We start from the raw sequence: 20,834 nt of genomic DNA, 5'->3' as shown, positions 1-20,834 counted from the left end.
CTGTTATAATATTATTATACACCTGTTTGGTTACTTTCGTCAAAGAAATACTTATAAAATTTATATTCCTTCAAATTTTGTATGTATAACAGGTGATATATTTTTATATAACAGTTTATAGCTTTTGAAACAAGTAAATGATTAATCACACAGTAACTCAGTTTATTTTAGAGCAAACCTGCGTGCATTGCAAAATTCGACAAGAAAGGTGACGTGTCAACTATGAGCGATTCTGTTTTTCTGAAACGCACAATTGTAAAAGAAACGCTTTGGAGTGAACATCTACAGGAGGAACGTAAGTTACGCATCTATCTCCCCCCCGGCTTCAATGAAGTCTTGAGCTACCCGGTGGTGTACTGCCAAGACGGTGAAGAATTCTTTAATTTTGGCCGTATCGCTACACTTGCTGGTCGTCTTATTATAGAAGAAGACGTTGAGCCCTTCATCATTGTTGGTGTCGAAGTAGACGTCGCTGTTCGGACTCAAGAATATGCTCCTTTTGGCAGCAGATTCGAGCAGTACTTATCTTGCTTTTCCGAAGAGATTATTCCCTTCATTGAACAAAAATATCCTGTACGCCGTACTCCGGACGAACGAATCCTAGCCGGCGACTCCCTTGGGGGCAGTGTTTCGCTCCATCTTGCACTTGCTTATCCTGCGATCTTCACACGTATCATCAGCCTTTCCGGTGCATTCTATCCCGAATCCCGTGACATGCTGGCTAAGGAAGAGGATCTATCCTGGCTCAACATTAATATGGTCGTTGGTCTGCAGGAAACAGACTACAAAACGGATACTGGCATTTATGATTTTGTACAGATGAATCGAGAAACGAAAGCATTGCTTGAATCTCGTGGAGCAACCGTATCCTACCGAGAGAAAGACGGACGTCATCTCTGGGGATTCTGGCAGAAAGAACTACCCGAATCTCTACTCTATTTTTTAAACGCATAAAGCCCTATTGATAGAAGCAAGAAGTGAACATCTAAAGAACAGTATGTAGATTACTTGATTGCGCTTACAGTTTAATCCAGCAATTCTCCTCGATTTACCATATGAATCAAACTGAGAAAGCTGAAATCCAAATGGGTTACAGCTTTTCTCTTATTACTCTTTCCAGCAATACGTCACAGCCCGAGTTGATCAAATCATACACCTGCTCAAAATTACCTGTAAAATAAGGATCTGGCACTTCGCGCAGTTCCTCCTCAGGCAATAAATCCATAAAGAACAAAAGCTCCGATTCTTTCCCACCTGGAACCTTTCGAACGTTCTCTCCATTAGACTTGTCCATACAGACGATATAATCAAACTTTTGAAAATCCTCACTGCTCACTAGACGCGCCATCATGTTCTCATAGCTAATGCCATTCTGATCAAGGATACGTCTTGTCCCTTCATGCGGCTCTTTACCTATATGCCAATCACCAGTTCCTGCTGAGTCTACAAGAATCTTGTCTGATAATTCTCGTTCATTAATCTTGTGCCGCAGAACTGCCTCCGCCATCGGTGATCGACAAATATTACCCAGACATACAAACAATACGCTTACTATTTCGTTCACCTCCCAGTTGTTAACTTAATTTTTATGTGAAATTATACTCAAAAGATCGCACTCTTTCATTTTAGCGTTGTCGAGGTCAATTGTGCAACCTTTCGATCTGCATTATACTGGACAGGATACTCAACAAGAGATGTAAGAGGAGGAATGGATGTTATGTCATCCAAACGAGTCGTTATTTTCGCCGGTGGAGAACTGTCTCCAGAATATTTCGCTCTATTAGATGAAGCTGATTTTATTATCGGGGCGGATCAGGGAGCGTTATTTCTCATTTCACACGGATTTACACCAGATATAGCAGTAGGTGATTTTGATTCCGTTTCATCTGAAGCACTTCAAGAGATTGAATCTAAAAGTAAGAAGACCATCACCTGTGATGCTGTGAACAAGGATTTGACAGATAGCGAGATGGCGCTCGACATTGCAATGGATCAGCAGCCTGAGTCTATTCTACTATTAGGAGTGACTGGTACTCGAATCGATCACTCCTTGGCTAGCATTCAAATGATGACAAGAGCCCTTCAGCGTCAAATCAACTGCTACGTCATAGACACTCATAACTATATAACCCTTACTGGATCCCAAGCTGTTATCAACGATTTAGGTTACACCTATGTATCCTTGCTACCATTAACACCAGAAGTATCCGGCATTACTCTAGAAGGGTTTCAGTATCCATTGACTGACGCTACACTGAAGCTTGGGCAATCTCTTGGTGTAAGCAACAAACTAATTTCTTCATCAGGAACAGTTACAATTCGTAGTGGATTGTTGCTAATTATTCAGAGCAAAGATTAGATACATATTCTTTTAGAAACATCATTGTAACTTTTATATCAAATTTAAATAAGCCGCGAAAACTCTTTTGTACCAAGGGTTTTCCGGCTTTTTTAATATCCTTCTATTTTTAATTATTAATTTTTTGTAACTTTTAATGAATTTTTAATAAAACGCTTCCAGTCCATACCCAGCCTCACTTTATTGCATCTCTACCAAATTTTAGGCCATAGATAACCTGCTATACTACGAATCAGGCAAGCAAGACAGATAAACACAACAACAAAGACTAACACCTTGGAGGTACTACAACATGAATAAACAACAATGGATTAAAAAAGCGATTGTCATAGGAATGGTTACTACAATGGGCTTAGGTACTATGATGGCAACAGGCGTAGGCGCAACAAAAGTTGAAGCTGCTACCGTGTCTAAAGGTCAAAACGTAGTGAATTTCGGTAAGAAGTATATGGGAGTGCCTTACAAGTTCGGCGCATCCACTTCTACTACTAAAGTTTTTGACTGCTCTTCTTTTACAAAACACATCTTCAAAAAATATAACGTAACACTGCCTCGTACAGCTGCAGAACAATCTAAAAAAGGAAAATCCGTATCTAAAGCCAATCTTCGTGTAGGAGATCTCGTATTTTTCTCCAGCGGTAGCAGAGCAAACGGTAAGAATGTAACTCACGTAGCTGTTTATGCCGGCAATGGCAAAATTCTGCACACTTATGGTAAACCAGGTGTTACGATTTCTGATCTTAACTCCGGTACTTGGAAAAGAACATATTTAAAGGCTCGCCGCGTACTGTAAACAACGGCTCTGTAGTAGAGTTTAAACTATAATAGAGAAATAGTCTCAGGATGTGGTGCCGCCTTCGGGCGCCCTCATTACATATCCTGTTCCGCGAACGGTGTGAATCAACTTGTTCCGGTGTCCTTTATCAACTTTCAAGCGGATATGTCTGATGTAAACATCTACAACATTGGTATCTGCGTGAAATTGGTATCCCCATACTTCTTTAAGTATCTCGATGCGAGAACATATCATTCCTTGGTTCGCAGCGAGATAATATAATAGATCAAATTCTTTGGGCGTCATCTTTAACTCGATCCCTTCGCGACTTACAAACCTGCGACTGGGATCGAGCATTAAACCATCGACCTTCAGTAAATGATTTAAATTTCGACGCCGTCCAGTAAGTGTTAACAAATTAAGAATTCTATACTTGAATTCACCGGTATGTAATGGTTTTGTCATATACTCATTACCCCCGGCTGAGAATGCCGAAACTGCCCCATTTCCAAATTCAGATTGTTCACCGGAAATTACCATTACCGGTAGTATCATCCCCTCAGCTCTTACAGCGGAAATAATATCCCAGCCTTCCCATGTTCCCACCTCGTATAACTCAGCAAGCAGCAGTACCGGTTCTACTTTTGATATGGATAAGCGGAGATCCTCGGGATCTTCGCTTTTTGTTGCTTCAAGCCCGATATCTTTTAGCGTACTTTCTATAACGAGTTGATCTTCTTCACTACTACCGCTATCAGCCTTATACCATATTATTTGCTCAATCACAAAGTTCCCCCGTATCTGTATGACTTACACCGGCATCACTGCGGTAGATATAGAATCCCCGGAAAACAAAAAGACCATTCCTAAGAAATGGTCTGAGCATATATTTTCAGGTACTTTATCCAAAATACCGATGATAAAAGCTTCGAGCAACCGCAATATCCTTAGTCCCATGAATCAAAGCTCTGCCATCAGCAAAAATCACCATCCGATAGGGCCCTTCGATAAAAGAAACCAGATAAGAGTTACTGTCCACGCTACCACTTCCTATACGAGACAATCGTTTTGCAGTTTCCAGTAAGTTAAGCATCTGTGGTCTCACTGGGCGGATTTGTACCGTATCCCTTCCGCAAAGGACATCGCTACGTTCTGTATTCGCTGCTGTCAGATAAGGGTAAATCGGATGGCTCCCACAGGATGGGCAGTTTTCCTTTTTCGCAGCCATAACTCCAATTTCTTGATGCTCATTACGCCATACATCGAACGTTAGCAGTTTGTTTCTTAATTGATCCTTACGCTTACCCAGTAGCTTCAGTGCCTCTGCTGTAGCATTTGCTGTAACTAGTTGTACTGCTTGCGGAAGTATACCGGTTGTGTCACAGGTATCGCCTCCTAATGGTATTGCACCTAAGAGACAATGGAGACACGGGGTTTCTCCAGGTACAATCGTGTATGTTATTCCATAACTGCCTACGCATGCGCCATAGATCCAAGGGATACTGTGCTTTTGCGCTATATCATTAATAATAAGACGGGTATCAAAATTATCCGTACCATCCATGATCAGGTCAACTTCTGAAACGAGCTGCTCTAGCTCTTCGGCACGAACATCCATAACATGGGCTTCAATAACAATCTCAGAATTAATCTGCCTAAGCCTTCTCTGCGCAGCAGCAGCTTTAGGGATACGTTCTTGAGCATCCGCCTCAATATAGAGCTGCTGACGCTGAAGATTACTCCACTCTACATAATCACGGTCAGCTATAATGATTCGACCAACCCCGCAGCGTGCCAGCGTCTCTGCGATCCCTGTACCTAGCGCTCCCGCTCCAACAACTAATACACTAGACAGCGCGAGACCTTGTTGTCCGTCAGCACCGAATGGCGCAAAACGTACCTGACGAGAATAACGTTCTTCACGCCCATCCCTATGGATCATCCAATTTCCCTCCCCCATATCCAAAAACCGGAGAACAGCAGAAAGTCTGCCATCCCCCGGAAGTATGCTTATTCTATACTTGTACAGCTGACCACTGCTCAACATCCCAAATTTTCGTAACCCAATCTTCATAGAAATCAGGTTCATGGGAGACGAGCAGGACTGTACCTTTATATTCTTGCAATGCCCGCTTCAGTTCAGTCTTGGCAATAACATCAAGGTGATTCGTAGGTTCATCGAACAGCACCCAGTTGCTCTCACGCATCAACAGCTTACAGAGTCTAACCTTAGCTTGTTCTCCACCACTTAGCATGCTTAGTGGGCGAGTAATATGCTCATTTTTCAGACCACAGCGAGCTAAATGTCCACGCACTTCATTCTGAGTTAAACTAGAGAATTCATTCCATACATCCTCTATAGGTGTAAGATTAGCCGCTTTGACTTCTTGTTGAAAATATGCGGGACTCAAATAATCTCCTAGATAGGTTTTACCGCTATAAGTTGGAATCACACCGAGGATAGTCTTCAGTAGCGTCGATTTACCCACACCGTTGCAACCAACAATCGCAATCTTCTCTCCACGCTCAATCATCATATTCAGATTAGGAAGCAGTGGACGGTCGTATCCGATCTCGAAATCAATCCCTTCGAAGACTGTTTTTCCGCTAGCACGGCTCTCTTTAAACTTAAAGGTCGGCTTTGCCGCTTCTTCTGGACGATCAATTCGATCCATACGATCTAGCTGCTTCTCACGGCTCTTCGCCCGTCCGGATGTGGAGGCACGAGCTTTGTTACGCTGAATAAAGTCCTCTTGTTTCTTAATAAAATCCTGTTGTTTCTCATAAGCATCAATATGTTGAGTCTTATTCATCTCGGCCATATCCAGGAATTTCTCATAATTCGCAGTGTAACGTGTAAGTTTGCCGAACTCCAGGTGATAGACAACATTTACGACTTTATTCATGAACTCCGTATCATGGGAGATCAATATAAACGCATATGGATATTGCTTCAAATAGTTAGTTAACCAGTCAATATGCTCAACATCCAAATAGTTGGTAGGCTCATCGAGCAATAGTACATTCGGTTTCTCAAGCAATAGCTTTGCCAATAGAACTTTGGTACGCTGGCCCCCACTTAGTGAAGCGACATCCCGGTCAAGTCCAATGACGGATAGGCCAAGACCATTCGCCATTTCCTCTACTTTTACATCAATTAGATAAAAATCCCCGATATCCAGCTGTTCCTGGATGTCCCCCATTTGCTCGAGTAGCACCTCTAACTCTTCAGGCGAAGCGGTTCCCATCTGATCAGTTATAGATAGCATTTCCTGTTCCAGCTCTAAGAGAGGTAAGAAAGCGTCCTTCAATACATCACGGATGGTTTTACCTGGCGTTAAGATGGTATGCTGATCCAAGTAACCGTAACGGACACGTGGTGTCCATTCCACTCTTCCACTATCCTTCAACAGTTTTCCAGTCAAAATATTCATAAGCGTCGATTTTCCTACGCCATTCGCTCCTACAATTCCTACATGCTCTCCCGGTAACAACCGGAAAGACACATTCTTAAACAACGTCCGATCCCCAAAATTGTGGGAAACGTCTTCTACACTAAGTAAACTCATAAATTCTTCGCTAGCTCCTATCTATACTTAAATAATGCGTAACAAGCAGAAACGTCTTCGGAATCCCTATAGGACAGTAAGCGTTTATGCGAGAAATATAAAGATAAAGTATAGTGTGAAACTTATACTTTCTTATATTTTTCAAAACACGTATAAATATATATTTTAACACACTTTAGCGCAACACTGAATTAAAAGTTAGTGGATGAATCACAGAAGCATAGTGAACCCCTTCATTTAGCCTTTCTTTTGAAAAAAACCACGGCTTCTCGACTTATTCGGCACATTTAATAATTCCTCAAACATTTCATTAATCACATCTACCAACTTCCCCTTATCCTTGAATGGATCTTGCTGAAAGGGCAGCCCATAAACCTTGCCTGTACCTATAGCAGCTTGTAGTAGTTGTGCTGCTGAGCGTTCAGCGAGTGGTAAGCCTACCTTCCAGTTCATTTCAGGCTGCAGCCCCTTTCGCTTAAGCCATACAAGTATATCTTCCAGTCTCCAATCTGCACCTGAGGCAATTAGAACCGGAATATCGCTATATTTAAACTCCTCGAGTGCCTCATCATAGTCACCAGTGCCAAGATCCAGCACTACAAATTGATAATCCCCTCTCAGCAGCTCAGCCAATTTCCCTTGTAATGGACGTTTCCAATAATGCACTCCTTTCCAAGAAAAGGCAGATTGTTCATCCGTACCTGGGACTGCTGTAATCTGGGTATAATGCATGCTTCGAATACGATCATAAACCGATGAATTAGGAGAAAGATCAGCCCAAGCTGTCGCCCCCTTTAATGCAAGTAAGCTACTTACCGCAAATGAAGTATGTGTTGTACCAAGACCTGAAGCTACTCCGAGTAAGGCAATAACCGTCGCTTTTCGCTTTTCGAGAGGAAGTGGTACTGAAACTGCTAAATCATTCTCTCTAGTCATTTGAGATTCCACACGAACCAGCGCTTGGAGAACAGCTTCTGCATTCTGATAACGCTCCTCCGGGTGATGTCGTAATAAGCGCCTAATCACTGGAATAATTCTCTCTGGCATATGGTTATATAGCCGATCCTCCATCCCAGACTCCCACTGGCTACATTGCCCTCCGGTTGCCATATAGAGAATTAATGCTCCCAGCCCATATAAATCTGATACCGGCTGACTCTGTCCACTTCCATATTGCTCAGGTGCCGCGAAGCCAACCGTTCCAAGCTTAACTGTATCTTCAGAGATCCCATGTCGGTAACTTCGAGCGATCCCAAAATCAATTAGCATCAGTTCTTTTTGCAGCGTCAGCATGATATTTGATGGCTTTAAATCACGATATATAATTGGTGGATGATGACCATGCAAATATTGAAGGACTTCTAAAAGCTGTTTAGCCACCTGAATGATGAAATCACTCGGCAAAGGTCCGGGATTATCCTTCATTAGCTGACTCAAGCTCACGCCTTCAATATAATCCATAATTAAATAGGAATATCCTTCACTATCCGGAAGATTGAAATCGACAATACGCGGAAGGCGTGGGTGGTCTAGTGTAATTAACATATCGGCTTCTGCTTGGATGTCCGAATGTAGCTCAGCTAAGCACAAGCTTTCTTTTACAGCCCATCGTTTTCCCTTTAGCCGTAAATCTTCCGCCAGATAAACTATACTCATCCCCCCTGATCCTAGCTGGCCAGCAATTCTGTACCTATCATTAACAACCTGTCCTATCTTAAGCTTCGTCTCAAAAAGCAATCTAATTCCCCCTTTTCGCAAAAAAAAAAGAGAAAGCTTCCGCCATTTACGTTCATACCGCAACAATACGGTTAACGTTAATAACGGGATGCTTTCCCTTCGATAATTAAAATGTGGATTGACTTAGTACTTAATCATATAAAGTGTAATCTCATCACGGTTATGGAATAGCTGCTTCGCGCGCTGAATCTGCATGCGTTCCCCTTCAAACATCGCAATGATCTCCTTGATCATCGCTAACGGTTTCTTATGCATCAGCTTTAGAGTCACAATAGCTGTCCCACCCGGTGACAGGCTGTGAAGTAGCCCTGTTACGAGCTTCGCCATCAGCTTAGGACTCCAGCTCATATCGCACACGAGCAGATCAAATTCATTTTCACGGAATTTTACTTCTCCTGCGTTTTTACGAAGGATCTTCAGCCCCGGATAATTACGCAGCGATTCATGCATCAGCGCAGGGTCAACCGCCGTAACCTTCATTCCACGTTCCAGCAGGAAAGAAGTCCAACCCCCTGGAGAAGCACCAATATCTAATGCATTACGGAAGCTGTAAAAAGGAATGTCAAACTCCTTCTCAGCCTCCATTAGCTTGAACTTGGCACGTGAGATTTGTCCGTCTTCCTTGCGAAAGCGAATCGCCCCACCATTCCAGCTAGATAAATTCTCTTCTGGACGAGAAACTCCTGCATATAAGGCATTCCCATCTGCATAGACAGAAATGACCCATGCTGGATCTTGTACTGTAAATTCCGCACCTAGGCTCTGCAATTGCTCCTGAAGCCATTCACGAAGTTCTCCCGGACTATTTTGCCAGAAGGAAGGATCACCTTTGCGAACGTTCAGCGAAACCTTTTCCCCTTCAAGCTCACTGCGGCGACTTAAATAAACCGCCAAACGCTGTAGAGCTTCCATATTTCCTTCGTCCTGAAACTGTACAGGCTGTATATGACGCAGGAAAATGGGTAGGTTCTGTGTGAGTAGCCGCGTTACTTCCTCTGGTTCACACTGCAATGTAGCTAGAAAGATTTCTCCCGGCAGTAACAAGGTGCTCTTCACAGCGCCGAATAAACGGCGAAGCTCTTCTTGCGCATAAGGCGCAAAGCCGTGATTAGCTGTACAAATATATCGGGAATACACTATTTCTTCCGGAGCAGTACTCTGCTCTTCGTTGTCTTGTCTAAAATCGTTCAAATCGTTTTGCCTCCAGGTCTAATTTTAATCCAGGGACGACCGCTATCCCATTCAACATCAACAGGAATATCATAAGTGGCCATGATCATTTCTTTCGTTACGACGTCTTCTTTCGGACCAGCTCCAGCTAGCTTTCCATCGCGGATTAGTGCGACATGAGTAAATAATGGGACGATTTCTTCAACGTGGTGTGTTACATACACTACAGAAACATTACGCTGTCTCAGCTTGTCTATTTCAGCCAGCATTTTTTCCCTTTCATATAGATCAAGGCCGGCACATGGCTCGTCCATAATCAATAGCTTTGGGTCAGCCATAAGACATCTCGCCAGCATGGCTTTTTTACGTTCTCCCTGTGATAAGGTCCCAAAAGGATGAAATGCCATATTGCCTAGATTCATATCTTCCAGCATACTGATTGCTTTCTCTTTGACTTCGGTAGGGATCGTCTCGTAAAAACGCAAATATGCGTAAGCCCCTGTGGCCACGACCTCCCACACCGGATCACTTAAGCTCATCTTTTCCATCAAGGAAGGACCGATATAGCCGATTTCTTTACGAACCTCACGTACATCACATTGCCCATATTTATAACCCAGCACTTCTACAGTCCCTTTGCTAGGAAACAAATAACCTGTCATCATCTCTAAAATTGTTGTTTTACCAGAACCATTCCGCCCCAAAATGACCCAGTTCTCACCTTCTTTAACTTCTAACGACACATCGTCCAAGATTAAGCTTTCTTCCCTACGAAGAGATAAATTTTGTAATGATATGATTATGACGTAACACTCCTTATGTATTCCAGTATCCTTTCAACTGAAACCATTGAATAATAAATGCTCGGATCATCTATCCGGTCTGCTGAAGCTACTAGTAGTGCAGGTACGCTCGTTATACGATATTGTCTTACCAGATTCGGCAGCATGTTCACATTACCTGCAACCATCTGGAGTTCAGCAGGCAATAAATGTGCCGCCACCTCTAACATTCGGTCAGCAGCTTTACAAGTACCGCACAATGGAGTGTGTAAGAATACTACAAGCGGTTCTCCCGTGTTCTTGAGCGCCTCCAGCAATTCAACTTCATTCATTTCTTTCATTTCGAATCTGTCTCCCCGGCGATATCGCGAAGCTTATCAGAACTCAGGGGACCATTTACCAAAAGCACCCCCTCAGGTTTAGCAGTGTATAAAATCTCATACATTTCTCTTCGCCCCCACAGACTGGAGGTGTGTAAATAAATTTCTCGGGGGTACAGTCCTTCCAGTACGATCACTCTGGCAACTTCTCCACCTGAATAATCATCCGGTCCCATATCGTAATCCAACGATAAAATGTCAACCTTACACTCACGCAGCATTAGAAGACATTCTTCTGTCGTACGGGCTAAAGTGAAACCTTTAGGTACCTTTCTAAGATCATCCATATAGATATGAATCACAATTACGCCTCCGCTTCAAACCAACCACGCACAGTAGCAATTTCTTTTCGGTGACTGCCATCCGTGCCCTTTTCGGTTTCCATGACGACAGCTGTTCCTTGTAAAAGCTCGGAAGTCAATAAGCTTTTCAGCCCCTGCTCTCCGATATGACCTTGTCCGATTCCAGCATGCCTGTCGCGTCTTGAGTCATAAGGAAATTTAGAATCATTAAGATGAACAGCGACAAGATGTGGCCAAAATTCGAGATGCTTTCCTCGTTCTAGGAAATCTTCCGTTCGCTCAGGATTCCAGATACCAGCTGCGTAAGCGTGACAGGTATCCAGACAAAATCCAATCTTCTCCGGAAATTGGCTAAGCTCTCGAACTTTCACGAGTTCTTCAAGAGTGATCCCTTCAACTCCATGGTTGCCCGCTTGATTCTCAATAAGCAGCTTGGCGCGACCTTCCCAGGACTGAAGCGTCTCATTCATACATTGTATAATATTTTGATATCCTTGTAACGGCTCCATTCCGCCAAAATGTCCAAAATGAACAACGATGCCTAACGAACCACAAGCCTCTGCAATCTCCAGATCATTTAATAGAGAGGTTACATATACCTTACGCGGAGTAGCATCATCTATACCTGCCGCCATGTTAATTCCATAAGGAGTATGAGCAATCGAAGCGATCCCTTTCTCCTGGCAAAAAAGAGCACAATTCCTTGTATCTCGGACATCCAGCTGTTTAAGTTTCAAACTACGCGGATTCTTAGGAAAATATTGAAAACATGTCGCACCGCTCTCCCAAGCGGATCGGGCTGCTCTCCCATAACCTCCGCGAATGCTGACATGAGCCCCTATTTTGGGACTAAACGTCATGCTGACAATCTGGGCAGTAAAATACTTTGCGTCCAGAAAGCTCTGTTTTGATAATCGTTCCCCCATCACGAAGACAAGACTCGCCTTCACGATCATAGACTTTACATTGATTATTATATGAACCTGTAACGGTATCCCCAGTCATAAAAGGCATTTCCATATATCCACCAATTTCCGTGGCCTCAGTTAATACCTTTTGGATGCTCTCATAAAGACGAGTTATGGATTCAGCTGTTAAATTCTGAACTAGCGCAGAAGGCAAAAGTCCAGCTTCAAAAGCAATTTCATCGGCGTAGCAATTTCCAACTCCAGCCATAACATGCTGATTCACGAGTAGGCTTTTGAGTGCACCTCGACGTCCTTTTAATAATCCTGTAAAACGTTCCAGTGTCATTCGACGATCCAGCAGCTCAGGTCCAAGCTTACCCATTGTGGCTTCGCTTTCCTTAACCGACAGCAAATGTAGATACCCTAAGCGAAGTCCTATGAAATAAAGAATATGATCTCCAAATACGATTTCGACTTGTGTGTTACGATCCGGCCGCTCTTCCTCCGTGCCATAAAAAAGTAGTCCACCTAGCATCAAATGTAAAAGGAGTCTTCGTCCATCATGAAGATGAAACAAAATATACTTAGCACGCCGTTCTACAAAAACAACACGTGCACCGATCAATGCATTTTTAAAAGTGTCTGTTTCCATGTTAATTGATTTTTCTCTGTTCACGATAACATCAGATATTGGTACATTTATTATATGCTGACTCAGCAGCTTTCTATAATTCTCCATTTCCGGCAATTCCGGCATAGCTCATCGTCCCCTCTAGGTTGGTGAAGTAATAAGATCCTAGCTATTATACACCGAGAAACGTTTTAAGTTCAGTTAAATCGGCACAAATTTCATCCGGTGTGATTCCAGTAAGGCTTTTATAGTGGTCAAGATTTTCTGCATTTGTTAATCCCGTAAATACAAGAACTGTACGACAGCCCGCATTTACTCCGGCAGCTATATCTGTACGCATATTATCACCGACAACTACTGCATGTTCCGGCTGAATACCAAGAAGATCTGTCGCAAATTTAATTAGATGAGATTCTGGCTTGCCAATTACTACTGGGCTTACACCACTAGCAGCCTCAATGGCAGCACCAATCGTACCCGCGCCTGGCATAACGCCATCATCAGATGGCAGCATCAGATCAGGATTTGTGAGCACAGACTTAGCACCGCTTAGAATCCAGCGCGAGGCTTGCGAGAGTGAAGCATAGTTGAAGGAGCGATCAATGCCCTGTACCACATAGTCAGGCGACTCTGTAACGATTCGGAGTCCCGCTTCAACACAAGCCATATGAAGACCCTCTTCTCCAAGTATCGCCACTGCAGCCCCAGGTGATTCCTCCGCTATGTAACGTGCGGCCGCCATTGAAGAGGTACATACCTCTTCAGCTTTTGCATCGATTCCCATTCCACATAAGTGTGCAGCAACATTAGCTGCTGTACGCGAAGAATTATTGGTAACAAATAAAAAAGGAATGCCCGCTTCACGTAGACTTTTAATCAGTAGATCAGCACCAGGAATCATTTTATGCCCATGGTATAACGTACCATCTAGATCAATCAATACTCCTTTAATCTGTTCCATAATTAATCCCTCTATTTCCATAATAAATTTAATTAATATAGTAAATTATTAATAGTATTAAGAAACGCTTAGCCTAGGCCCAGCTTGGACTTACAATGGTTACTATTTCTTTTCGTTTGGAGATATTTCCTACTGCTTTTCGGCAATACTTCCAGCTTTTCGTACGTCTTTTACCCTGTGTTTACATTAAATCTAACACACTTCGTCGAATGAAATCGAACGAGAGTCTCATCCAGCATTTTTTAGCATAGCACTGTCATTTCCTGCGCTTTCCCGGAAAATAATCATCCCCTCAATTGCCCACTGAGCCTTCGAGAAACCGGAAATGCACTGAATTCCTCAGCTAACAATGTCTCTGGGAATACGAGTGAAGCCTCCTCAAGTAGAGGAATCAACTCCTCAGATGAGCTGTAACGAGAGCTGAAATGAGTCAGCAATAGTTGTCCTGCGTTGGCTTCCTTCGCTAACTCAGCGGCCTGAACCGCTGTGCTGTGATGATATTGATACGCCATTTCCGCCAGATCATGAGCAAAAGTTGCTTCATGAACGATTAGATCCGCATCAAGAGAGAGTTCTAAAGCTCCAGAACAAGGTCTTGTATCTCCGAGAATCGTAACAATACGACCTCGTTTAGGTTCTCTGACAACGTCAGCAGCGCTGATTCGCACACCATCATCAGTTGTAACATCTTCACCTTTTTTTAATTTCCCATATAACGGCCCCGGCTTTAAGCCATAACTCTTCAACAATTCCGTATTGAGGCTCCCAGGACTATCCTTTTCCGTTACCCGGTAACCATAACTGTCAATACGGTGCTCTAGTAATGCAGCCTCAACTTTAAATCCATCATCCTCGAATACAGTTCCTCCTGTATGCTCGACAATCTCAATCTTGTATGGAATTCTGGATTGGCTTACAGCCAAGGATATGTCTAAGTATGCTTTCAAACCAGGAGGTCCGTACACCGTTAACGGCGATGTCCCTCCCTGATATCCACGGCTTGATAACAGACCAGGAAGGCCAAATAGGTGATCCCCGTGTAAGTGAGTTATGAATAGCTTTTCCAGCTTTCCTAGGCGTATCGGTGAGCGAAGAACCTGATGTTGAGTACCTTCTCCACAATCGAACATCCAAATACTACGACGTTCTTCCAGTAGCCTTAATGCAACCGAAGTTACATTGCGTTGCAAAGTTGGTACTCCAGCATTCGTACCTAAAAAATATAAATCCATACTTTGTCCTCCCTTCTTCTTATTTTGAACAATCTCTTATTTATTCTAAACGTCCTACTTCCAGCAAAAAACCCCCCAGTTACGGGAGGTTCCGCTGAAAGGGATACAATCCCACTACAGACCGGTGTATAACATAAAACAATTACAGCTTCTCCACATTAAAATACTGTGCTTCTGGATGGGCGAATACCATTGCCGAAACGGAAGCCTCAGGCTCCATCATAAAGCCTTCTGTAAGGTGGACACCGATATCCTCGGGGGATAACAGCTTAAATAATGGTCCCTGATCTTCCAGATCTGGGCATGCAGGATAACCAAAGGATACACGAATCCCTTGATATCTTGCACCATGTCTTTGTTTCATGGTCATATCTGCAGGATCTGGGAAACCCCATGTATCGCGCATCATATGATGAACACGTTCCGCTAGCCCTTCTGCAACTTCAAGTGCAACAGATTGTAAGGCATGTGAGCGCAAATAATCTCCATTATCCTTAAGAGCTGTAGAGAGCTCACGAACACCATGTCCCGCAGTTACCACGAGGAATCCAACATAGTCCATAATTCCACTGTCGACCGACTTCAAAAAGTCCGCTAGACACAGATAAGGCTCTACATTTTGTCTCGGGAAAGTAAAGGTATGCAAGATTTCGGCTGTATTCTGTGGATTATACACGATAATATCATTGCCACTTGATTGTGCAGGGAAGAATTGATACATCGCATGAGGAGTGATCGTACCTTCCAGCATCGCTTGATGTAGAATGTCATCCACTGTTCCTTTCAACTCAACAGTCCGCTCATCACCAGCAGCTAATTGCGCCTCTACAGAACCTCGTAGCCCCAGATGATGACCCAGCAGCATTTGCATGTTCACATAAGGGATAATATGCCCCAATGGATAATTACGAATGACGTGGCGCTCTAAATCCGGTGGAACAAATACTGGTGCGTCTGGAGAAATCTTAGAGCGAACTGCTCTAGTTAGCGTAGGAAGCTCTTGCTTAGGAGCAACTGCTACTGCCGCTTCGGCTTCCACTCGAATTTCCTCGGCAATTTTCTCCCGTTCAACAGGGTTCATAAGCTTATTAGCAATATCCAATCCATCCATAGCATCCTTAGCATACAGTACTAAACCATCATACTCCGGACGTATACGTGTTTTGGTAAACTTACGAGTCAGGGCTGCGCCACCTACCATAATCGGCACATCAATCCCAGCCGTACGTAAGTCTTGTGCAGTCAGCACCATCTGCTGTGCCGATTTCACGAGCAGGCCAGACAATCCGATCGCATCAGCTTTTTCACGACGAAACGCTTCGATAATTGTCTCAGGTGGTACTTTTATACCCAAATTAATGATCTGATAACCATTATTCGATAAGATGATCTCCACCAGATTCTTTCCTATATCGTGCACGTCACCTTTTACAGTTGCCAGCATGATTTTACCTTTTACCGAGGTCTCATCCTTCTTCATAAACTGCTCCAAATGACCAACAGAAGCCTTCATCACTTCAGCGCTTTGCAGTACTTCAGCAACGATCAACTCATTGTTATTAAACAGCCGTCCAACCTCTGACATCCCAGCCATTAGCGGGCCATTGATAATCTCCAAAGGTCCTGATTTGGTAAGAGCCTCATTAAGGTCTGGAATAAGCCCTTCTTTGGTGCCTTCAACTACATAAGAAGCCAGACGCTCTTCCAGCGACAGGTTAGAAATCTTCTCTTTTTTCTCAACCTTCTTGCCACGGAAGGCGGCTACAAAAGCAGCAAGCGTGACATCATTCGTATTATAAATTAATTCCTCAGCAAGACGACGATCTTCAGCAGGAATAGAAGCATAGCGTTCTACCTTCTCTGTATTCACGATCGCATAATCCAATCCAGCCTTAGTGCACTCATAGAGGAATACTGAGTTCAGAACTTCACGTCCCGCTTCCGGTAATCCAAAGGAGACGTTACTAATCCCCAAAATAGTATGAACACCTGGAAGAGCTTCTTTGATCAAACGAATGCCATCAATGGTTTCTTTGGCAGAGCCGATATATTGCTCATCCCCGGTTCCTACAGGGAACACAAGGGTGTCGAAAATGATATCTTCTGCTGCTAAACCGTACTTATTCACCAACAGGTCATATGAACGTCTAGCAACTTCCAATTTATCTGTAGCCTTGATCGCTTGTCCTGTCTCATCAATCGTACCTACAACAATAGCTGCACCATACTTATGAATCAACGGAGTGACCAGCTCGAATTTTTCTTCACCATCTTCAAGGTTAATGGAGTTAATTATCGCCTTACCTTGACAGTACTGTAATGCCAGATCAATAACCTTTGGGTCGGTAGTATCGATCATCAGAGGAACTTTAACCTTCTTTACTACTAGCTCTAGAAAAAGCTTAATATCCTCAGTCTCATCACGATCCGGATCTTGCACGCAGACATCAATGACCTGTGCACCGCTCTTCACCTGAGCACGGGCAATTTCTGAGGCTTCCTCATATTTACCTTCGACGATAAGACGTTTGAACTTACGAGAGCCTAATACATTCGTACGTTCACCAACCATATATGGGCGGTTGTCATTCTCAATATAGATAGGCTCAATACCTGAAAGTGCTGGTGGATGATTTCCTGCAAGCGGGCGTGGAGGGAATTGTGAAAGTGCTTCAGACATAGCACGGATATGTTCCGGTGTCGTTCCGCAGCACCCCCCCGCAATGTTAAGCCATCCCTTTTCCGCAAACGCAGCAATTTTACGAGCAAGAGAATCCGGTGATTCATGATAATGACCATTCTCATCTGGTAGACCAGCGTTCGGATAACAACTTACAGCTGCTGATGAGATCGCAGAAAGTGAACGAATATGATCTCGCATGAACTCTGGACCCGTCGCACAGTTCAAACCAATAGAGATTGGTTTCAGATGCTCTAGTGAAATGTAGAAGGCTTCAATGTTCTGACCGGCAAGTGTTGTGCCCATCGGTTCAATCGTTCCAGAAATCATCACTGGCAATTTGATACCCGTCTTCTCAAACGCATTTCGAATACCTATACTTCCTGCCTTAACGTTCAGAGTATCCTGAGAGGTCTCTAGCAGTAAAGCATCCACTTGGCCATCAATCAATGCCACTGCCTGTTCCTCGTAGCTATCAATGAGCTCTTGGAAAGTGACTCCTCCTGTAACAGAGAGAGTTTTTGTTGTAGGACCCATCGCACCTACAACATATCGAGGACGGTCAGGCGTATCATATTTATCAACAGCATTGCGTGCTAGCTTTGCTGCAACTAGATTAATTTCACGAGCCCGCTGCGGGATATCATATTCAGCAAGTACAACAGACGTTGCACCAAATGTATTCGTTTCTATGAGATCAGCACCTGCTTCAAGATACTGCTCATGAATCGTCTGAATCACTTCTGGACGAGTTAAGACTAGCATTTCATTACAGCCGTCCAATTCTTCGCCACCAAAATCCTCACCTGTTAGAGGCACTTGTTGGATCATTGTGCCCATTGCACCATCTAGAATTAATATTCTTTGTTGTAAGCTTTCCTCAAGTGTATATTTAGCCAACGTATAGTCCCCCCAGTAAAACATTAGAGTAAGTTTAGCAGAATAATGGAATTTCGGAAAGCCTTCCTTTCCACTCTGCATTATATGTAATCATAGAATACAATTGCTATACATAAATCATGGTTTTACAATGAGTTCTTTATTAGGCATAGAATGCTGAGTTCTTGCAGTTACATGAGATGTAACAATATATTGTCCTTCTGTCTCAAGAGTTCCTTCAGCTTGATAGATTCCATCACCGACTAGCTTCCCTTTAAGCTCCATTTTATGTCCATCATCATCTTTCTTCACAATTTCGAACAAAACCTCTTTCGCATCATCCACTGCCGAGTTGTCTTGCGTCACCACAGCCTCAAAGGTCACCTTCTGATTTACAACAACCTCTTCAGGACTCCAATGTAACTCGACCTTAATAGGCTCCATAGACATATCCATGTCCATGTTCATATTCATGTTATGTACTCCAGAATGTTTGGTTTGGTCTGATGAGCATCCCCCCAGGATTAAAAGTGTTGCACCTAATAATAAAGGGACTATTGTTCTCGAAATCTTCATTTAGAGTCCTCCCAATCGATTTGAATACAAAGAATCTACCAATTCATGTTATACATTCTTCATCTATTATACACATTATTATTGGTTTTTCAGTATTTCACATCAATTCAGCTTCACTCTTGTGACTCTTATCATTTACTAGTTAAACTAATAGAAAAATTTAATGATATTAAGAAATAAAGAAAGACAGCAAGTCTCCTAGTAACCCAGGAACTTACTGCCTTCATATGACTTAAATGGAACGAAATCCTCTGTTCCGCTTTATAAAGATTGGACTATTGAAAGAAGCTCCCCAAGATGCTTGATTTCATAATCCGGCTGAATTTCAGGATCTGGCTGTTTACCTTTTCTATTAATCCAGACCGTAGTCAACCCTGTTGCCAACCCACCACGAATATCCGTTGTAAGCTTATCACCGACCATAACCCCTTGCTCAGGTGCAATGTCAAGAAGCTCTAAGGCATGTAGAAAAATATCCTTATCCGGTTTTCCTTTGCCGAAGCTTCCGGAAATCACGATGTGATCAAAGAAAGGAACGATTTCAGGTACACCATCCAGCTTCTCTTGTTGCAATGCAGGGCATCCGTTAGTCAAAAGCAATAGCTTCACTTTACCCTTCAGCTCTTCAAGCACCTGAATCGTTTCTTCATAGATGTAAGCCCGTTTTCTACGCTCTGCTGCAAACTTGTTAGCTAATGTCTCAGCAAGAACTTCATCCTCTACACCAAGAGCTGCAAGACCACGACGCCACGACTCTTTACGGTATCCCGGTGCAAGTTGCTCCAATTGACGGAATTCCGGTTGTTCACCTGCAGTAAAGTTTCCCCAAAGTGCTTCAAAAGGATTAATCCCGATCATTTTTGTAAATGGGTTCGTTTCGTATGATTCATATAATCCTATGGCTTCTTTACGCACCGCGACTTCTAGTTCTTGTGGATCAATCGTTTCCCCGGCGGCTTCACATGTAGAACGAAATGCTTCATTGACGCTCCGATCATCCCAGAGCAGTGTATCATCAAGGTCAAATAGTACGGCAGAAATTGGCATTACAGGTCTCCCTCTCCTATGGCTGGTTAATTTCTAATCGTGAACTACTTCAATTTGGTGAGCTTTTGCGAATGCTTCCAGACGAGTCCCCATCGCAGCTGTATCATAACGATTCATAAGTCTGGTAAAAATCCATTTCGTGCGTTTGCCTTTATGCTTAATGACAACTGCTCCACGCGAAAGGATGATTTTCTCAATATCAGAAGCTGACAAATAGCGTTCGCGATTGAATTTAATAGTAGATAGTCTAGCATTCTCCACCTTCAAGTACGGACGTCGGAAGAACAGAAGTGCCGCTAGTAAGTAGTACAAAACAACTCCTAGCCAGTTCATAAGCATACCACTGCCTTGGGCCTGATCTACTGAACCAATCACCCAGAACAATGAACCAAGCACTACTAACACTATTGGAAGTGCAATGTTACGACCTTTAAAGGTTTCGGTGTTCTTGCCAGGAGATTTAGATTTAGACGCATAAATCGTTTCCTTCCCCTGTTTCTTTCTTTGCTTGTTGATTTGCTGTGTGTTGCGTTGAACCATTCTTTCCCAAGAACGGGCCATATGCGTTCCCCCTAGTCATCCAGTAATATCTATGAAAAGGAACAGGGTGTTAATGCTTAAGTCCCTTGTTACCTTCTTCATGCTCATCATTATCAACCAATTCAATCGTATTCAATTGTGCTCGAAAATTATTGCGGATATTCCCCAAATAAATTTCACGGAGCTTGGCACGTTCCGCCAATTCCTCTTGATTAAGGCCTACGCTCTTCTGTTTGCGTGCCAATTCGTTAATACGCGCGACCAACTCATCAATATTCAAAAAACTTTCCCTCCCCTTATAAATTA

Annotated in this window: 21 protein-coding genes; 3 read left to right on the top strand and 18 right to left on the bottom strand. The window is 43.2% G+C overall.

The window, feature by feature from the left end; genetic code table 11:
• The first annotated feature begins 222 nt into the window (after window positions 1-222).
• Window positions 223-954, top strand: coding sequence for an alpha/beta hydrolase-fold protein (locus NSS67_RS16820; RefSeq protein ID WP_339314463.1), 732 nt, complete (start codon window positions 223-225; stop codon window positions 952-954).
• Between the two features lie 136 nt (window positions 955-1,090).
• Here NSS67_RS16820 and NSS67_RS16815 read toward each other — a convergent pair whose 3' ends face one another.
• Complete coding sequence (locus NSS67_RS16815; RefSeq protein WP_339320621.1) at window positions 1,091-1,555, bottom strand: low molecular weight protein-tyrosine-phosphatase; 465 nt, start codon at window positions 1,553-1,555, stop codon at window positions 1,091-1,093.
• Between the two features lie 162 nt (window positions 1,556-1,717).
• Between NSS67_RS16815 and NSS67_RS16810 the strand changes: the two genes are divergently transcribed.
• Together NSS67_RS16810 and NSS67_RS16805 are read left to right on the top strand one after the other, a co-directional pair.
• On the top strand, window positions 1,718-2,359 hold the full coding sequence (locus NSS67_RS16810; protein WP_339314461.1) for a thiamine diphosphokinase: 642 nt from the start codon (window positions 1,718-1,720) through the stop codon (window positions 2,357-2,359).
• A 292-nt stretch (window positions 2,360-2,651) separates the two neighbouring features.
• Entirely contained in the window at window positions 2,652-3,152 is a 501-nt protein-coding gene (locus NSS67_RS16805; RefSeq protein ID WP_339314459.1) for a C40 family peptidase, read from the top strand.
• A 45-nt stretch (window positions 3,153-3,197) separates the two neighbouring features.
• On the opposite strand, the gene NSS67_RS16800 is transcribed toward NSS67_RS16805, so the two are convergent.
• The 17 genes from NSS67_RS16800 to NSS67_RS16720 all read right to left on the bottom strand — a co-directional run bounded on the left by NSS67_RS16800 (window position 3,198) and on the right by NSS67_RS16720 (window position 20,808).
• Entirely contained in the window at window positions 3,198-3,920 is a 723-nt protein-coding gene (locus NSS67_RS16800) for a response regulator transcription factor (RefSeq protein ID WP_339314457.1), read from the bottom strand.
• A gap of 115 nt (window positions 3,921-4,035) precedes the next feature.
• Window positions 4,036-5,076 carry a ThiF family adenylyltransferase gene (locus tag NSS67_RS16795; protein WP_339314455.1) on the bottom strand — a complete coding sequence of 347 codons (1,041 nt, stop codon included), beginning with the start codon at window positions 5,074-5,076 and terminating at the stop codon, window positions 4,036-4,038.
• A gap of 73 nt (window positions 5,077-5,149) precedes the next feature.
• Window positions 5,150-6,703 (bottom strand): ABC-F family ATP-binding cassette domain-containing protein, encoded by a 1,554-nt coding sequence (locus tag NSS67_RS16790; RefSeq protein WP_339314453.1) that lies wholly within the window; start codon window positions 6,701-6,703, stop codon window positions 5,150-5,152.
• Between the two features lie 237 nt (window positions 6,704-6,940).
• Window positions 6,941-8,440 carry a serine/threonine-protein kinase gene (locus tag NSS67_RS16785; RefSeq protein ID WP_339314451.1) on the bottom strand — a complete coding sequence of 500 codons (1,500 nt, stop codon included), beginning with the start codon at window positions 8,438-8,440 and terminating at the stop codon, window positions 6,941-6,943.
• 123 nt (window positions 8,441-8,563) lie between these two features.
• On the bottom strand, window positions 8,564-9,631 hold the full coding sequence (locus NSS67_RS16780; protein WP_339314449.1) for an SAM-dependent methyltransferase: 1,068 nt from the start codon (window positions 9,629-9,631) through the stop codon (window positions 8,564-8,566).
• Window positions 9,628-10,410 carry an ATP-binding cassette domain-containing protein gene (locus NSS67_RS16775; RefSeq protein ID WP_339320620.1) on the bottom strand — a complete coding sequence of 261 codons (783 nt, stop codon included), beginning with the start codon at window positions 10,408-10,410 and terminating at the stop codon, window positions 9,628-9,630. Before NSS67_RS16775 ends, NSS67_RS16780 begins: the two co-directional genes overlap by 4 nt.
• Window positions 10,410-10,733 (bottom strand): thioredoxin family protein, encoded by a 324-nt coding sequence (locus NSS67_RS16770; protein ID WP_339314447.1) that lies wholly within the window; start codon window positions 10,731-10,733, stop codon window positions 10,410-10,412. Before NSS67_RS16770 ends, NSS67_RS16775 begins: the two co-directional genes overlap by 1 nt.
• Entirely contained in the window at window positions 10,730-11,074 is a 345-nt protein-coding gene (locus tag NSS67_RS16765) for a cyclic-phosphate processing receiver domain-containing protein (RefSeq protein ID WP_339314445.1), read from the bottom strand. The genes NSS67_RS16770 and NSS67_RS16765 overlap by 4 nt, the downstream gene beginning before the upstream one ends.
• Window positions 11,075-11,076: 2 nt before the next feature.
• Complete coding sequence (locus tag NSS67_RS16760; RefSeq protein ID WP_339314443.1) at window positions 11,077-12,000, bottom strand: deoxyribonuclease IV; 924 nt, start codon at window positions 11,998-12,000, stop codon at window positions 11,077-11,079.
• The gene (locus NSS67_RS16755; RefSeq protein WP_339314441.1) at window positions 11,924-12,739 is read right to left on the bottom strand and encodes a DNA-formamidopyrimidine glycosylase family protein; all 816 of its coding nucleotides are present in this window, start codon (window positions 12,737-12,739) and stop codon (window positions 11,924-11,926) included. Before NSS67_RS16755 ends, NSS67_RS16760 begins: the two co-directional genes overlap by 77 nt.
• Before the next feature lie 46 nt (window positions 12,740-12,785).
• Complete coding sequence (locus NSS67_RS16750) at window positions 12,786-13,574, bottom strand: HAD-IIA family hydrolase (RefSeq protein ID WP_339314439.1); 789 nt, start codon at window positions 13,572-13,574, stop codon at window positions 12,786-12,788.
• Window positions 13,575-13,858: 284 nt separating this feature from the next.
• A complete protein-coding gene (gene rnz / locus NSS67_RS16745) occupies window positions 13,859-14,806 on the bottom strand; it encodes a ribonuclease Z (protein ID WP_339314437.1) in 948 nt (315 codons plus the stop codon).
• A 142-nt stretch (window positions 14,807-14,948) separates the two neighbouring features.
• Entirely contained in the window at window positions 14,949-18,386 is a 3,438-nt protein-coding gene (gene metH / locus NSS67_RS16740) for a methionine synthase (protein WP_339314435.1), read from the bottom strand.
• A gap of 117 nt (window positions 18,387-18,503) precedes the next feature.
• Window positions 18,504-18,839 (bottom strand): FixH family protein, encoded by a 336-nt coding sequence (locus NSS67_RS16735; RefSeq protein ID WP_339314433.1) that lies wholly within the window; start codon window positions 18,837-18,839, stop codon window positions 18,504-18,506.
• Window positions 18,840-19,202: 363 nt separating this feature from the next.
• Entirely contained in the window at window positions 19,203-19,988 is a 786-nt protein-coding gene (locus NSS67_RS16730; RefSeq protein WP_339314432.1) for an HAD family hydrolase, read from the bottom strand.
• Between the two features lie 33 nt (window positions 19,989-20,021).
• On the bottom strand, window positions 20,022-20,549 hold the full coding sequence (locus NSS67_RS16725) for a hypothetical protein (protein WP_339314431.1): 528 nt from the start codon (window positions 20,547-20,549) through the stop codon (window positions 20,022-20,024).
• A 49-nt stretch (window positions 20,550-20,598) separates the two neighbouring features.
• Window positions 20,599-20,808: a DUF896 domain-containing protein gene (locus NSS67_RS16720; protein WP_339314429.1), complete on the bottom strand. Its 210-nt coding sequence runs from the start codon at window positions 20,806-20,808 to the stop codon at window positions 20,599-20,601.
• Window positions 20,809-20,834: the final 26 nt, after the last annotated feature.

It is taken from the genome of Paenibacillus sp. FSL R10-2734 (genome assembly GCF_037963865.1).
Taxonomy (GTDB): Bacteria; Bacillota; Bacilli; order Paenibacillales; family Paenibacillaceae; genus Paenibacillus_AQ.
Note: the sequence above shows the minus strand (reverse complement) of the source record. Positions and strands in the feature narration are given on the sequence as shown.

What these genes read in the sequence shown, in the direction of transcription:
- NSS67_RS16820 (WP_339314463.1), top strand. Translation starts at nt 223, where the DNA reads ATGAGCGATTCTGTTTTTCTGAAACGCACAATTGTAAAAGAAACGCTT.
- NSS67_RS16810 (WP_339314461.1), top strand. Translation starts at nt 1,718, where the DNA reads ATGTCATCCAAACGAGTCGTTATTTTCGCCGGTGGAGAACTGTCTCCA.
- NSS67_RS16805 (WP_339314459.1), top strand. Translation starts at nt 2,652, where the DNA reads ATGAATAAACAACAATGGATTAAAAAAGCGATTGTCATAGGAATGGTT.
- NSS67_RS16795 (WP_339314455.1), bottom strand. Translation starts at nt 5,076, where the DNA reads ATGATCCATAGGGATGGGCGTGAAGAACGTTATTCTCGTCAGGTACGT.
- NSS67_RS16790 (WP_339314453.1), bottom strand. Translation starts at nt 6,703, where the DNA reads ATGAGTTTACTTAGTGTAGAAGACGTTTCCCACAATTTTGGGGATCGG.
- NSS67_RS16770 (WP_339314447.1), bottom strand. Translation starts at nt 10,733, where the DNA reads ATGAAAGAAATGAATGAAGTTGAATTGCTGGAGGCGCTCAAGAACACG.
- NSS67_RS16760 (WP_339314443.1), bottom strand. Translation starts at nt 12,000, where the DNA reads ATGGGGGAACGATTATCAAAACAGAGCTTTCTGGACGCAAAGTATTTT.
- NSS67_RS16755 (WP_339314441.1), bottom strand. Translation starts at nt 12,739, where the DNA reads ATGCCGGAATTGCCGGAAATGGAGAATTATAGAAAGCTGCTGAGTCAG.
- NSS67_RS16750 (WP_339314439.1), bottom strand. Translation starts at nt 13,574, where the DNA reads ATGGAACAGATTAAAGGAGTATTGATTGATCTAGATGGTACGTTATAC.
- rnz (WP_339314437.1), bottom strand. Translation starts at nt 14,806, where the DNA reads ATGGATTTATATTTTTTAGGTACGAATGCTGGAGTACCAACTTTGCAA.
- NSS67_RS16735 (WP_339314433.1), bottom strand. Translation starts at nt 18,839, where the DNA reads ATGAATATGAACATGGACATGGATATGTCTATGGAGCCTATTAAGGTC.
- NSS67_RS16730 (WP_339314432.1), bottom strand. Translation starts at nt 19,988, where the DNA reads ATGCCAATTTCTGCCGTACTATTTGACCTTGATGATACACTGCTCTGG.
- NSS67_RS16725 (WP_339314431.1), bottom strand. Translation starts at nt 20,549, where the DNA reads ATGGCCCGTTCTTGGGAAAGAATGGTTCAACGCAACACACAGCAAATC.